This is a genomic window from Pseudomonas sp. P108 (assembly GCF_032613195.1).
Classification (GTDB): Bacteria; Pseudomonadota; Gammaproteobacteria; order Pseudomonadales; family Pseudomonadaceae; genus Aquipseudomonas.
In genome coordinates, this window is sequence record NZ_CP126691.1 from 3,105,068 (window position 1) to 3,119,743 (window position 14,676).

Below are 14,676 nucleotides of genomic sequence, written 5' to 3' on the forward strand. Positions count from 1 at the left end.
AGGTGAGAAAAAAGGGCGCAATTAAACCACAGCAATAATGCTCGGATGAGCCCTGTTTCTCTTCAAATCGGTTTGGCCAGGTTAAGTAGTAGCGGTCCCTGGATAAAATCACCGGGGGCCGTGTGTTTTAGTGCATGTTCCATGGTCGAGAGGTTGAATTGAAATGCTGCCGGCGCTGTCCTCTGCTGGTCCAGTAGCGAGACAGCCAGAGCATAGGACTCTGCATTCAAGAGTGGAGGATGATCTTGAACCACTGTCGGCAGTTCGTCCTTGATTCGCTTGAATTCCTGGTACTCCTTGCGTTTGGCAAAACGAAAATGGGGGTTGCTCAGATTTTCAGGGTTGGCCTTGTGGGCGTCCCTGGCAAACTCAAGCAATCCGACGGCGTCGAATTCTGCGGGCGTTACGCCGGCAAGAACTTCGCCGTAGTACAGGTCCAGTGTTCCCGGTGCTCCGTGCGACATTTCATGGACGAGGACATCTCCAATACTGCCATCGTCATACTTGGACACTTGGTAGAACTCATCGAGATTATCCGGGTAGATCGCCAGAAACTGGCCCGCGGGCTTATCGACTTTAACGCCTGCTACTATTCCCGCTTTCCAGTTTTTGTAAGTGTCGACACGCAGTGCCGCGAGCACTTTCGGCTCATGCGGCCGGAACACCATATTGGTGACATCCACGAAGTCAAGGTCCTTGCGCATTGAGCGCAAGTTGTTGGTGATGTATTCGATGGCTTCGTTGGAGTCCGTACCAAATACATGCTTGAGCAGCGAGCGTACCTGGTAGTCGTCCTCGCGTATGTTCGTGAGCATGTCGATCGTGTTGTCCAGTTTGCTCTTGGCGTGGGGAATGGCTTTGGTCAGATATCCCCGCGTGTAACTGAAGGGTTTGGAACGCACGAACAATCGTTTCAACGGCGAGAGATTCCCCATATTGAGAAATTTCAGGCGCGGCCCCCACGCTCCGCCAACTTTTAGATTGAGTGCGTGCCACCGCTTGTAGCGTTCCAGTACGGCAATATCAATGACCTGACCTGCACCGTCAGCCCCGCGCCAGGTTGCCTGGCGTATATCGGTGAGCCGCTCGACTTTGATCAAGTCATGGGCCTGTGCTCCATTGATAAGTTTGCGCAATTGCGCATTGGCGGTTCTCGCGGCACTCAGACCGTTTTCACCCACGAAGAGCAGGCCACGTCCCGCGAGTCGCAGCCCCTTGCGTGCGAGTGTCGGCAGCCCATCCAGGGGATTGATCAATGACACGGCTACACGGGCCACCGCCCTGGAAATGCTCAATACTTTGAGCGTGGTTGATCCGGTCTTGGCGACGATACCTGCCACTGTCGAACCCAGGCCAATCAACAATCCGATGACCGACAGACCATCCAGTACACATCCCCCGATTCCTTCGGATACCCGGTCAGTGCGTCCTGAACGTATGTCTTCAATACACTGCTTGAACGGGACGATCACGTTGATTGCCAGGCGTTCAATGGTTTCTTTTGTACTGCGCCATTCTTCCAGTTCTGTCTGTACATTCAGCGAGGCGTACAACTCGGCACGGCTGGCCACGGGATGGTTGGTCAATATGCATTCGGCGATGTCATTGACCTGCCGGGAAAAGAACAGAGAAACCGGGCGAATGTCGGTGACATCCGGATTCAGGTACCAGAGCTTTTCCACCACCACGCAAGATGTCACGCCATTTCGGGGCTCGCTGCCCTCGCGGTAGGCGGCGAAATCTAGCGGCCAGTCCTGAGCCTGGTTTTTTGTCTGGAAATCGTACTGGCTGCCGGTGTAGGAGAGTGTCGGGCGAGCGTCGATAATTTGCCTGCTTTGCAATAAATCAACCAAATCGGAGCGTTCGCGACACAGGCCGCGCAAGGTGAAGAATTCATAGGTGCGCAGTGCATTGCCATTTTTGCAGCACAGAATGATGCCGTAGCGACCTTTCGCTTCATCGCGCGCGAATTGGGTTTCTTCCTGCGGGTTAAGCGGATTGACTTCAGTCCTGACGGTGTAAAGCGTCAAGTGGCCGTGGGTCAGTGCATGGCGATCACGCTCCGGCATGTTCGAAATAGCCATTTTTATGACCGAGGACATTCCTTCGCGTACGTCTTGGTAATAGTTTTCAAAGGCTTGATTGAACAGTACCTCAGGCGAACCGAGTTCGGATAAGCGCTCAAATGCTGTAGCGGGTGGGTTGAAATGACTTTGTCGCTGGAAATTGTCCGTCAACTTTCCATCTTTGACCAGGTCGCCAGACAGGTAGAGATCCAGTATCGAAAAGCGTAATCGCAGCAGTTTGTTTATCGAGTACTCGCTGTTATCGGTAACGCTTAGCAGCACATCATAAAATTCGCTGAGAATGCCGACCGGATGTGCGGCCTTCAGGCTCTCAAGCCAGCTGCGGTCTTTAAAGCTGTTCAGGTATTTCAGGGAAAACGCTTTCTTTTCGATATAGCTGCCTTCGGGCATCACTTTGTGCAGTGCCTCAAGGGCCGTTTTTCTGCGATCGGGTGGCGCTCGTGACAGGCCCGTTTCAGATTGGCTGAGTGCCTCCATGTACCGCGAAAAATACGATGTCGCTTTAACCAGCGCGAGCTTGTCGTAGTCTCTGTTGGCTCGGTAGTCGATCACGCCATTGAGTACCGCCCAGTTGATCGTCGGGGCAAATCCAGCCGTCTCGTGCTGTTCAATTTGCTCGGGAGAGCGCGGGGCCAGATCGGCAAACGCCTTGATCTGTGCGTACGTCATCAATCGGGATGATCCCGGCGAGGCGTATTCGATCAACGCCACAGACTGAACAATGACGACCCAGCCGGGCTTCTCCAGAGTCAGTTCGGCCGGAATGTCTGGAATCAGAAATTCAGCGGCAGCGCCGGCCAGAAACAGGTGCGCTGCCAGTGGCGCGCAGTCTGGTTCAATCAAGCCTTCGGTAACCAGATGCTGCTCCAGGTTTTCCCGCACTTGTGCGGCATGGAGAGTCGCATTGGCAGGTTGATACAGGTCGTAACGGGTGAGAATCGGCTGGTTGGTCCGCGCTTCGATGTCGATGATCAGTGCAGCCATGAGCATTTCGCGCAGCTGATTGGCGCGCACTTGCTGGTCGTCCGGCTCCAGGTGCCAGTCGAGGCGTTCATGGAGTTTTCGGCCCAGGTCGCTGGCAATGCCATGGCCCAGGCAGTCATCCAGGATACTGTCCGCGTGTTTGCGTTTATCGGCAGCGGAGCCCCGATTGAAATCTGCGCGGGACAGTTGCTGCAGCAGAGTGGTCTTGCCTTGGGTCGCTTCCTGAATGACTTGGGTGATGATTTCGCGCTTGGCACGCGATAAATGAAACGGTGAATCCGCATCACTGTTGAGGAGTTCGTGATAGTCGCCGCAGGCGGGTGGGGCGGGAAGTTCGAAATTCAGATAGGCAATCAGCTGTTTGATGTCACCGATGGTCTGCGGCAGACTCAAGCCTTCAAAGGCCAGCCATTGTTCAATGCCGATGACGTATCCCGAATACACATAACCGCCGGTTAACTTCGCAAACTCTGCCAGCATCGCCGTCTGGTCGTCACCCTCAATGGGCAGTTCATGTCTGGTGTGTTTAAAGACTCCGAAAACATTTGCCTTGTCGTCGACACCGATTCGAGCATTGGCCGGAAAACCATGGGCCTTGCAAAGAGACGAGAATTCTTCGGTTTCAATTATCCTTTGCAATGCATTGCGTGCCGGCTCATAGACATCATCCAATGTGCTACCGGCAACGTAGGGGATAAACAGATTCTGCAGGCTTAACCTGGCAGTGTTCGGCAGGGACGCAGTTGCGCTGTACTGCCCGGCTGTAAATTCGGGGTTTGAACGCAAAACGGCGGAATTTAACGCTAGGGCGATATCCGCTCTTTCCTGTTTGTCTAAAATCGTGCGATCGACGAATGAAGTGTTATTGATTACTGCGGGGCGCATGCCTTCTATCCTGAGTCGGGTGAGCTTCAAGGGCCTTTAGTGATAGCGCTGGGTTGTCAGGCACCAGAGACTAAAGAATTGACTCAGGATAGAACTGCGGTGATGCGTGATTACAGCGTGGGTACGTTGCAAATTGTGCTTGGATATAACAAGTTGCTTCGGTCGTTAGTTCGGCGGTTAACCTTTCAATATGTCTTTTACCTTGTCGCGCAGTTGATCGATCGAGAACGGCTTGCCGATAACGTGCATGCCCGCCGGAACATCAATTGATTCTGCGTAACCACTTGCAAACAAAATCGGCAGGGCGGGGCGCAGTTTGCGTGCTTCGGTGGCCAGTTCGCGGCCATCCATGCCCGGCAGACCGACGTCGGTCATCATCAGGTCAATGTGTTTGGTGGCGTCCTTGAGAACCTGCAGAGCCTGTTCGCTGCCGTCAGCTTCGAGCACCTTGAACTCCAGCTCCTCGAGCACATCGACAATCAGCATGCGCACGATGTTGTCGTCTTCTACGACCAGGATGGTGGAGGTGGGGGTAGACATATTAAGGCTCTCGAAAGTCAGTTCAGGGTCGCCGGTCGATCAAAAGTGCCGGGCTCTTTCATCAGTAAGTGGCGCAGTGCCACAAGTTCCCCGGCCGACACAAAAAAAGCATAGCCGCAGACGGGGCCGCAAGGATAACTGTTCGGGCCCGCAAACACGCCGGCGAGTGTAGGAATTTGCTGCCAAAAGTGTGAGAAAAATGGATCCATGCCGCCGTTTTGGGGCAAACTGCCTGTTTTTCAACAGTTCGACAAGGCTGCCCCATGTCCTCTCCGTCTACGGTTGATGAGCAACGGTTTCGTAAACTCCTGAGTCGCAACATCAGTCTGCCTTTGGGCGTCGGTGTGCTCAGTGCCGTGTTCTTCGTCTCGCTGATCACTTATCTGCTGTCGGTGATCCAGTGGGTGGAGCACACCGACCGGGTGATCAATAACGCCAATGAAGCGGTAAAGCTCACCGTGGATCTGGAAACCGGCATGCGCGGCTTCCTGCTCAGCGGCGACGAACACTTCCTCGATCCGTATGAAACCGCCAAGCCGCGCATTGCCGTGGCGCTTAACACCTTGCTCGAACTGACCGCCGACAACCCGGTGCAAACCGATCGCTTGCGCCGTCTGCAAGCCTTGCAGATTGAATGGGCCAATTACGCGCAGTCGATGATCGATCTGCAGCGTTCCAGCGGCGATTATCGGGGCGCGGTCAAGGCCGGACGCGGCAAGCGCCTGACGGACGAAATCCGCAAGCAATTCGAAGATGTCATCGAAACGGAACAGGTCCTGCGCACCACGCGCAATGAAGACGTACGCCGCACGACGATCTGGAGCATCAGCCTGTACTTGCTGTTCATCGCCGGTATCAGTGGCTTGCTCGCCTATATTGGCCGGCGCGATCTGGTCAACCTGTCGACCAACTACAGCGCCAACATGGCCGCACAGCAAGCCAGTGCCGAGCGCCTGGAGCAACAGGCGTGGTTGCGCAATGGTCAGACCGAACTGGCCGAGCAGGTACTGGGGCAACTGACGCTGAATCTGTTGGGGCGCAATATTCTGCAGTTCTGCGCGCAATACCTGGGTACCGCCGTGGCCGCGCTGTATGTGCGTGAAGAGCACGGCGGCCTCAAACGTGTTGCCACCTATGGTTTCTCCCGTGAGCAGGAAGAGCAGGAACAGTCGATCTACAGCGGCGAAGGCATCGTCGGCCAAGTGGCGCAGCAGGCGCGGTTGATTCGTCTGGATTCAGTGCCGGCCGATTACTTCAAGGTCAGTTCCGGCCTGGGTGAAGGCTTGCCGCACAGTGTGATGGTCGTGCCGACCAGTGATGACGACCGCGTCAACGGGGTGATCGAACTGGGTTTCCTGCGCCCGCTGACGGATCGTGATATCGAACTGCTGGAACTGATCGCCGGCAACATCGGCACCTCCATCGAGGCTGCGCGCTACCGTCAGCGTCTGCAGGAAGTGCTGGCCGAAACCCAGCAGCTCAACGAAGAGTTGCAGGTACAGCAGGAAGAGTTGAAAACCGCCAACGAAGAGCTGGAAGAGCAGTCGCGGATTCTCAAGGAATCCCAGGCGCATCTGGAAACCCAGCAAGTCGAACTGGAACAGACCAACGAGCAGCTCGCCGAACAGGCGCAGACCCTGGCCGAGCAACGCGATGCCATGGACCTGAAAAACACCGAACTGAATCAGGCTCAGGTACAGCTCGAAGAACGCGCCGAAGAGTTGCAGCGCTCGAGCAAGTACAAGTCCGAATTCCTCGCCAACATGTCCCACGAACTGCGCACGCCGCTGAACAGTTCGCTGATTCTGGCCAAGCTGCTGGCGGAAAACCCGCAGGAAAACCTCAGCGCCGAGCAGGTCAAGTTTGCCGAGTCGATCTACTCCGCCGGCAACGATCTGCTCAACCTGATCAACGACATTCTGGACATCTCCAAGGTCGAAGCAGGCAAGCTTGAAGTGATTGCGGAGAACACCAGTGTCGCGCGTCTGGCCGATGGTCTGCGCAATGTCTTCGAGCCCTTGGCAGCAGACAAACAGCTGACCTTCAGTGTCGATTTGCAGCCTGGCGCCCCGGGCATGCTGTACACCGACCGCCAGCGTCTGGAGCAGGTGATCAAAAACCTGTTGTCCAACGCCATCAAATTCACCGAAAAGGGCACTGTCAGCCTGACCATCGCCGGTCAGCCGGAAGACCGGATTGCGTTTATCGTGCGCGATTCGGGGATCGGTATTGCCGCCGATCAGCAGGAAAGCATTTTCGAAGCCTTCCGCCAAGCCGACGGCACCACCAACCGCAAATACGGCGGCACCGGTCTGGGCCTGTCGATTTCGCGGGATCTGGCGACCTTGCTCGGCGGTTCGATCAGTGTCAGCAGCGCGCCGGGGCAGGGCAGTGTGTTCACACTGGTGCTGCCACAGCAGTTCGACGAGTCTAGCGACGTACCATTTGCGCCGTTGACCTTTACCCCGCCAGCCACGATGGTTAGCGCGCCACTGGCACCGGTGGTTTCGCCGTTGGCGCCGGTGCACATTCCGCGCTTTGCCGATGATCGCAACAAGGCGCCATTCGCCACGCGTTGCATTCTGGTGGTGGAAGACGAGCCGAACTTTGCGCACATCCTCTACGATCTGGCGCACGAACTCGGTTATCAGTGTCTGGTGGCCCACGGCGCGGACGAGGGTTATGACCTGGCCAAGGAGTTCGTCCCGGATGCAATCCTGCTCGACATGCGCCTGCCGGACCACTCTGGCCTGACCGTATTGCAACGCCTGAAAGAACACGCCGAAACCCGGCACATTCCGGTGCATGTGATTTCCGTCGAAGACCGTGTTGAAGCGGCCATGCACATGGGCGCGATCGGTTATGCCGTCAAACCGACCACCCGCGAAGAGCTCAAGGACGTGTTTGCCCGTCTCGAAGCCAAGCTGACGCAAAAGGTCAAACGCGTGCTGCTGGTTGAAGATGACGATCTGCAGCGTGAAAGCATCGCGCGGCTGATCGGCGACGAAGACATCGAAATCACCGCCGTCGGTCTTGCGCAGGACGCTTTGGAGCTGCTGCGCACGACGATCTACGACTGCATGGTCATCGACCTGAAATTGCCGGACATGCTTGGCAATGACCTGCTCAAGCGCATGTCTACCGAGGATATTTGCTCGTTCCCGCCGGTCATTGTCTACACCGGGCGCAATCTGACTCGTGATGAAGAGGCTGAGCTGCGCAAGTATTCGCGCTCGATCATTATCAAGGGGGCACGTTCGCCAGAGCGCTTGCTGGACGAGGTCACACTCTTTCTGCACAAAGTCGAATCGCAGTTGTCCCATGAACGGCAGAAGATGCTCAAGACCGCGCGCAGCCGCGACAAGGTCTTCGAGGGTCGCAAGGTGCTGCTGGTGGACGACGATGTGCGCAACATTTTCGCCCTCACCAGCGCGCTGGAGACCAAAGGTGCAGTCGTGGTCATCGGCCGGAACGGGCGTGAGGCGATTGAAAGACTCAATGAAGTCGAGGACATCGATCTGGTGTTGATGGACGTGATGATGCCGGAAATGGACGGTTTTGAAGCCACCATTGAAATCCGCAAGGATCCGCGCTGGCGCAAACTGCCGATCATCGCGGTGACGGCCAAGGCCATGAAGGACGATCAGGAGCGCTGCCTGCAGGCGGGCGCCAATGATTACCTCGCCAAGCCCATCGACCTGGATCGTCTGTTCTCGCTGATTCGCGTGTGGTTACCGAAGATGGAACGCATTTAGTGGAACGTAGTAGTCCAGCCGAACGAAACAGCGAAATTGAGCTGCGCTTGTTGATCGAGGCGATTTACCTCAAGTACAGCTACGATTTTCGCGATTACTCCGGCGCTTCGATCAAGCGCCGGGTGCAGCACGCGCTCAGCCAGTTCGAATGCGCGACTATTTCCGCCTTGCAGGAAAAAGTCCTGCATGACCCGACAGCGTTCATGCAGTTGCTGCAATTGCTGACGATCCCGGTCAGCGAGATGTTTCGCGATCCGTCGCACTTCCTTGCCATTCGCAGGGAAGTGGTGCCGTTGCTGCGCACCTATCCGTCGATCAAGATCTGGATCGCCGGGTGCAGCACGGGCGAGGAGGTCTATTCGATGGCGATTCTGCTGCGCGAAGAAGGCCTGCTCGATCGCACGATCATCTATGCCACTGACATCAACCCGCGCTCGCTGGACAAGGCCAAGCAGGGGATTTTCTCCATGGAGAATGTTCGCGCGTACACCGCCAACTATCAGCAGGCCGGTGGTCAGCGATCGTTTGCCGACTACTACACGGCAGCGTACGGTTACGCGATTTTCGACAAGAGCCTGTGCGAAAACGTGACCTTCGCCGACCACAGTCTGGCGACCGACAGTGTGTTCTCCGAAACCCAATTGATTTCCTGCCGCAACGTGCTGATCTACTTCAACAAGAAGCTTCAGGATCGAGCGTTCGGGCTGTTCCATGAATCGCTTTGCCATCGCGGTTTTCTGGTGCTCGGCAGCAAAGAGACGCTGGATTTTTCCAGCTATGCCAACCAGTTCGAAGCGCTGGTGAAACAAGAACGGATCTACCGCAAAAAATGAACGAGGCCGTGGATTTACCTCGCGTCGAGGCGATTGTGGTCGGTGCTTCCGCCGGTGGCGTTGAGGCGCTGTTGAGTCTGCTCGTGCCGCTGCGCCGAGGCTATGCATTGCCGATCATTGTTGTTCTGCATCTGCCTGAAGAGCGTCGCAGTCAGTTGGCCGAGGTCTTCGCCCGGCGCGTGGAACTGCCGGTGCACGAGGCTGCCGACAAGCAGGACATCGTTGCCGGCAACGTGTATTTCGCCACGCCGGGTTATCACCTGTCGGTGGAGCAGGATCGCAGCCTTTCGCTGAGTCTTGAGGAACGCGTGCACTATTCCCGGCCTTCGATTGACTACCTGTTTGAATCGGCCGCGGACGCGTACGGTGCATCACTGGCCGCTGTCCTGCTGACCGGTGCCAATCACGATGGCGCGCGCGGGCTGGCCGAAGTCAAACGTTGCGGCGGCTTGACCATTGTCCAGGATCCCGAAGAGGCGCAAGTCGCCACCATGCCGCTGGCTGCACTGAAAATTCAGCAGCCGGATCATGTCCTACCCATTCACGGCATCGGCCGTCTGCTTGTCGAGCTGGAACGAATCGCATGCTGAGTAATATCCAAGCCAAACTGCTGATCGTCGACGATCTGCCGGAGAACCTGCTGGCACTCGAAGCGCTGATCAAGCGTGAAGACCGTACTGTCTACAAAGCGTTGTCGGCGGATGAAGCGCTGTCGTTGCTGCTGCAACACGAATTTGCCATGGCCATTCTCGACGTACAGATGCCGGGCATGAACGGCTTCGAGCTCGCCGAGTTGATGCGCGGTACCGAGAAAACCAAGAACATCCCGATCATTTTTGTCAGCGCCGCTGGCCGTGAACTGAACTACGCGTTCAAGGGCTACGAAAGCGGGGCGGTGGACTTTCTGCACAAACCGCTGGATATCCATGCGGTGAAGAGCAAGGTCAATGTCTTCGTCGACCTGTATCGCCAGAGCAAGGCAATGAAGCAACAGGTCGAAGCGTTGGAGCAGGCCCGTCGCGAACAGGAAGCGTTGTTGCAACAACTGCAAAGCACCCAGTTGGAGCTGGAGCAGGCGGTGCGTATGCGCGATGACTTCATGTCGATCGTTGCCCACGAAGTGCGCACACCGCTCAATGGTCTGATTCTGGAAACCCAACTGCGCAAGATGCACCTGGCTCGGGACAACGCTGCGGCGTTCACCCTCGACAAGATGCACGCCATGGTCGACCGCGATGAGCGGCAGATCAAAAGCCTGATTCGCCTGATCGAAGACATGCTCGACGTGTCGCGCATTCGCACCGGCAAACTGTCGATCCGGCCGAGCCGTTTCGATCTGGTGCAATTGGTCAGCAACCTGCTGCAAAACTTCGCGCAACAGATTGAAGCTGCCGAAACTGAGGTGTCGTTTACCGCGCCAGCCCCGGTGGAAGGTAACTGGGACGAATTCCGTATCGAGCAGGTGGTGACCAATTTGCTCACCAACGCCCTGCGCTATGGCGGTCGGAGCCCGATTCAGGTGCGAGTTTACCGTGAGGGCGATGAAGCACGGGTCGAGGTGCAGGACCGTGGCATCGGCATCAGCCAAGAGAACCAGAAGCGTATTTTCCAACAGTTCGAACGGGTTTCCGCCAAGACGGTAGTGGCCGGGCTCGGGCTGGGTCTGTTCATTTCCGAACAGATCATCGCCGCCCATGGCGGCTCCATCGTCGTCGAGAGTGAAATCAACGAAGGCGCCCTGTTTCGCGTTTGTCTGCCAATTCAGGAAAACGGCACATCCGACGCAACCTCTGATTGACCGTACGGTCGTATCAGCAGCTATTGACCGAACAAAGGCTTCCCATGAGCGTAGATGCACAAGATGTAGTACTCGTCGTCGAGGACGAACCGGTTATCTTGATGGTCCTGACGGATTACCTGTCAGGGCAGGGGTATCGCGTGTTGCAGGCGGAAAACGGCGAGCAGGCGTTCGAGATTCTTGCGAGCAAGCCGCATCTGGACATGTTGATCACCGATTTCCGTCTGCCGGGCGGGATCTCTGGCGTGCAGATCGCCGAACCTGCGGTAAAACTGCGACCTGATCTGAAAGTGATTTTCATCAGCGGTTATCCGCAGGAAATCCGCGAAACGGGCAGCCCGATCACGCGCAAGGCGCCGATCCTGGAAAAGCCGTTCGACTTGGATGTGTTGCAGGAAAAGATTCAGGAATTGCTTGCCTGATATCCGTGTAGGAGCTGCCGAAGGCTGCGATCTTTTGATTTTGTTTTTTACGAACAACATCAAAAGATCGCAGCCTTCGGCAGCTCCTACAGTTTCAGCGTTTCAGCTTTTGATCATCTCCCGCACCTTGGCGGTCAGCAGATCGAACGTGAACGGTTTGGTGATCATCTGCATTCCCGAATCGAGGAACCCGCCACGCACTGCCGCGTGCTCGGCGTATCCGGTGATGAACAAGACCTTCAAGCCAGGCCGATATTGACGGCCAACCTCGGCCAGTTGCCGGCCGTTCATGCCCGGCAGGCCGACATCACTGATCAGCAGGTCGATGCGCTGTGTCGAGTTCAGAATCGGCACGGCGCTGTCGGCATCCCAGGCTTCAACAAAGGCATAACCCAATTCACCGAGCACCGCACAGACCAGCACGCGCACGGCCGGGTCGTCCTCGACGATCAGCACGGTTTCGCCGTCCAGCGCATCCGGAGCCTGTTGAATGTCTGTGTCGGGACTTTCCAGTTCTTCACCGCGAAAACGTGGAAGGTAGAGCCTGACCGTGGTGCCCTCATCGATTTCACTGTCGATCGAGACATGGCCACGTGACTGCTTGCTGAACCCGTAGATCATCGAAAGGCCGAGGCCCGTGCCCTGGCCAATCGGTTTGGTGGTGAAAAACGGATCGAACGCACGGTTGATGACACTCTGCGGCATGCCGCTGCCGTTGTCGGTGACACTGAGCATCACGTAATCACCGGGTTCGAGATTGCTGTAGGCCTCGGTGAATTCGCGCTTGAGCACCTGATTGCTGGTCTCGACCACCAGTTTGCCGCCGTCGGGCATGGCGTCGCGGGCATTGATGACCAGGTTGAGCAGGGCGCTTTCCAGCTGATTGGGGTCAGCCTCGGCGACCCACAGCTTGTCGTTGAGGCGCATGTCCAGTTGAATGCTTTCGTTGAGGCTGCGTTGCAGCAGTTCACCCATGGACAGCACCAGGGTGTTCATCTGCACGGCTTTTGAGTCGAGCGATTGCCGGCGCGAAAACGCCAGCAGACGGTGGGTCAGGCTCGCAGCACGGTTGGCCGACGTCACACCCAGATCGATCAGGCTGTCGAGGTCGTCCAGACGCCCACGGGCCAGGCGCCGACGCAGCAACTCGAGGCTGCCGATGATGCCGGTCAGCATGTTGTTGAAGTCGTGGGCGATACCGCCAGTGAGCTGGCCGACCGCTTCCATTTTCTGCGACTGACGCAGGGCTTCTTCGTTGTGCCGCAGTTGCGCGGTGCGCTCTTCGACCTGCTGCTCAAGGGTTTCCAGCGTCGACTGCAAACGCCGTTCGCTTTCACTGAGATCGACCAGCCGATCGCGGGCTTCGTATTGTCGTCGTCGGCCACGCAGGGCGGCGGACACCATACTGACCAGTGTTGCGGGATGAAACGGGCGTTCAAGGAAGGTCACGTTGCCGAGCAGATCGCTCAGGCGCGAGGAGGGGCCTTGTTCCTGACCGCCGTGGTGGGTCAGCAGCACAATCGGCAGATCCGACCAGGCGGGTTGCTGTTCCAGATGCAGGAACAGCGCTTCCAGTTCCGGCCCGCGCAACGCTTCGGCGGCGACCAGCACCAGACCTGCACCCAGTTCCAGTTCGGTACACAGCGATCCCAGACCGGGGGTGACCAGCCCTTCGTAACCGGCTTCGTTGAGGATCATCAGCGCAATCTGGCTGTCGCGACCCACGGGCGCCAGAATCAGCGCCCGTTCGGCCAGCGGCACTTGAACCGTCACAAGTGCTCTTCCTGCAACAGCGGGTTACTCGCGCCGAGGTAGGTGGGCACGCCACGCAGTACGCCCTGAAAGGCTTCCAGCGGTTCACCGATGGTCATGCCTTGGGTGGAAATGCGGTATTCACGAATGGTCGATTCGTGGCTGCCGGTGCGTTTCTTGATGATCGAGATCGCGCGGCGGACTTTGCCCAGTGCTTCGAAGTAGCGCAACAGAATCACCGTGTCAGCCAGATAAGTAATGTCGACCGGCGCTTGCATGTCGCCGACCAGACCATGCTGGGCGACGGTCATGAATGTCGCCGCGCCTTTGCGGTTGAGGTACAGCAGCAGCTCGTGCATGTGCAGCACCAGCGCGTTTTCTTCCGGCATGGCGGCCTGATAGCCGTTGATGCTGTCGATGACCACGGTTTTGATTTGACCTTCATCGACGCAACGCCGCACGCGATGGGAGAACTCGCCCGGCGACAGCTCCGCGGCGTCGACCTGTTCGATCAGCAGATTACCGGTAGCCTGCAGCGCCTTGAGGTCGATGCCGATGTTTTTCATACGCTCGAACAGCAGGCCGAGTTCTTCATCGAAGATAAACAGCGCGGCTTTTTCCCCGCGTAGTACGGCAGCGGCGGCGAAGATCATCGAGATCAGCGATTTACCGGTACCGGCAGGGCCGAGAATCAGCGTACTGGAGCCAGTCTCGATGCCGCCGCCGAGCAGCGCGTCCATTTCCGGGATGCCGCTGGACAGCTGCAAACGCGCATAGTCGCCGCGATGTTCGGCCGCTACCAGACGTGGGAACACATGCACGCCATCGCCCATGATGGTGAAGTCATGGAAACCGCCGCGATATTTCTGGCCACGGTACTTGACCACTCGCACGCGTCGGCGCTCGGCACCGTAGTTGGGCGTCAGCTCCTCAAGGCGAATCACCCCGTGAGCGACACTGTGCACGGTTTTATCGAGGGACTCGGTGGTGAGGTCGTCGAGCAGCAGTACCGTGGCGTTGTAACGCACGAAGTAATGCTTGATGGCCAGGATCTGCCGGCGATAGCGCAAAGAGCTTTGCGCCAGCAAACGGATTTCCGACAGGCTGTCGAGTACCACACGCGTGGGCTTGAAGCGTTCGACCGCTTCGAAAATCTGCTTGGTGGCTTCGCCCAGTTCCAGGTCAGAGGAATACAGCAGGCTCTGCTGGTGTTCAGCATTGAGCAGGCTTTCCGGGGGCGTCAGCTCGAAGATCTTGATGTTGTCATCCAGCGTCCAGCCGTGGGACAACGCCCCTTGCCTTAGTTCGCGCTCGGTTTCCGAGAGCGTGATGTACAACGAGCGTTCGCCGGCTTTCGCGCCAGCAAGGAGAAAATGCAAAGCGACCGTGGTTTTGCCGGTTCCGGGTTCACCCTCCAGCAGGAAAACATGACCGCGAGACAAGCCACCGGCCAGGATGTCGTCCAGACCTACAATGCCGGTAGCGGCTTTCGCACTGATCAACTCGTTAGAAGTAGACAAAAAATGCCCTCTCATGACTAGGGGAAGCGAGGCCGTCGACTGAATCGAGTGGCCTGATTAACTTGACCCTTTGGCGTGATGGCAGTTCCGAAATTCCTTG

The 14,676-nt window shown here is 57.1% G+C and carries 9 protein-coding genes; 5 read left to right on the plus strand and 4 right to left on the minus strand.

Going from position 1 to position 14,676, the window contains the following annotated elements; all coding sequences use genetic code 11:
• Window positions 1-62 precede the first annotated feature (62 nt).
• On the minus strand, window positions 63-3,956 hold the full coding sequence (locus QOM10_RS13645) for a hypothetical protein (protein ID WP_316918269.1): 3,894 nt from the start codon (window positions 3,954-3,956) through the stop codon (window positions 63-65).
• 177 nt (window positions 3,957-4,133) lie between these two features.
• Window positions 4,134-4,496: a response regulator gene (locus QOM10_RS13650; RefSeq protein WP_316918270.1), complete on the minus strand. Its 363-nt coding sequence runs from the start codon at window positions 4,494-4,496 to the stop codon at window positions 4,134-4,136.
• Window positions 4,497-4,759: 263 nt separating this feature from the next.
• On the opposite strand from QOM10_RS13650, the gene QOM10_RS13655 reads away from it, so the two are divergent.
• Genes QOM10_RS13655 through QOM10_RS13675 form a run of 5 tightly spaced genes read left to right on the plus strand, consistent with a single transcriptional unit; the run spans window position 4,760 to window position 11,304 of the window.
• On the plus strand, window positions 4,760-8,251 hold the full coding sequence (locus QOM10_RS13655) for a response regulator (protein WP_316918271.1): 3,492 nt from the start codon (window positions 4,760-4,762) through the stop codon (window positions 8,249-8,251).
• Entirely contained in the window at window positions 8,251-9,084 is an 834-nt protein-coding gene (locus tag QOM10_RS13660) for a CheR family methyltransferase (protein ID WP_127927288.1), read from the plus strand. The genes QOM10_RS13655 and QOM10_RS13660 overlap by 1 nt, the downstream gene beginning before the upstream one ends.
• The gene (locus QOM10_RS13665; RefSeq protein ID WP_127927289.1) at window positions 9,081-9,674 is read left to right on the plus strand and encodes a chemotaxis protein CheB; all 594 of its coding nucleotides are present in this window, start codon (window positions 9,081-9,083) and stop codon (window positions 9,672-9,674) included. Before QOM10_RS13660 ends, QOM10_RS13665 begins: the two co-directional genes overlap by 4 nt.
• Window positions 9,668-10,882 (plus strand): hybrid sensor histidine kinase/response regulator, encoded by a 1,215-nt coding sequence (locus tag QOM10_RS13670; protein ID WP_316918272.1) that lies wholly within the window; start codon window positions 9,668-9,670, stop codon window positions 10,880-10,882. Before QOM10_RS13665 ends, QOM10_RS13670 begins: the two co-directional genes overlap by 7 nt.
• A 44-nt stretch (window positions 10,883-10,926) precedes the next feature.
• Window positions 10,927-11,304 (plus strand): response regulator, encoded by a 378-nt coding sequence (locus QOM10_RS13675; protein ID WP_003225116.1) that lies wholly within the window; start codon window positions 10,927-10,929, stop codon window positions 11,302-11,304.
• A 102-nt stretch (window positions 11,305-11,406) separates the two neighbouring features.
• Here QOM10_RS13675 and QOM10_RS13680 read toward each other — a convergent pair whose 3' ends face one another.
• Together QOM10_RS13680 and QOM10_RS13685 are read right to left on the minus strand one after the other, a co-directional pair.
• Complete coding sequence (locus tag QOM10_RS13680) at window positions 11,407-13,077, minus strand: ATP-binding protein (protein ID WP_127927293.1); 1,671 nt, start codon at window positions 13,075-13,077, stop codon at window positions 11,407-11,409.
• Window positions 13,074-14,576 (minus strand): ATPase domain-containing protein, encoded by a 1,503-nt coding sequence (locus tag QOM10_RS13685; RefSeq protein ID WP_038367629.1) that lies wholly within the window; start codon window positions 14,574-14,576, stop codon window positions 13,074-13,076. Before QOM10_RS13685 ends, QOM10_RS13680 begins: the two co-directional genes overlap by 4 nt.
• Between the last annotated feature and the right edge of the window lie 100 nt (window positions 14,577-14,676).

What these genes read in the sequence shown, in the direction of transcription:
- QOM10_RS13645 (WP_316918269.1), bottom strand. Translation starts at nt 3,956, where the DNA reads ATGCGCCCCGCAGTAATCAATAACACTTCATTCGTCGATCGCACGATT.
- QOM10_RS13650 (WP_316918270.1), bottom strand. Translation starts at nt 4,496, where the DNA reads ATGTCTACCCCCACCTCCACCATCCTGGTCGTAGAAGACGACAACATC.
- QOM10_RS13655 (WP_316918271.1), top strand. Translation starts at nt 4,760, where the DNA reads ATGTCCTCTCCGTCTACGGTTGATGAGCAACGGTTTCGTAAACTCCTG.
- QOM10_RS13665 (WP_127927289.1), top strand. Translation starts at nt 9,081, where the DNA reads ATGAACGAGGCCGTGGATTTACCTCGCGTCGAGGCGATTGTGGTCGGT.
- QOM10_RS13670 (WP_316918272.1), top strand. Translation starts at nt 9,668, where the DNA reads ATGCTGAGTAATATCCAAGCCAAACTGCTGATCGTCGACGATCTGCCG.
- QOM10_RS13675 (WP_003225116.1), top strand. Translation starts at nt 10,927, where the DNA reads ATGAGCGTAGATGCACAAGATGTAGTACTCGTCGTCGAGGACGAACCG.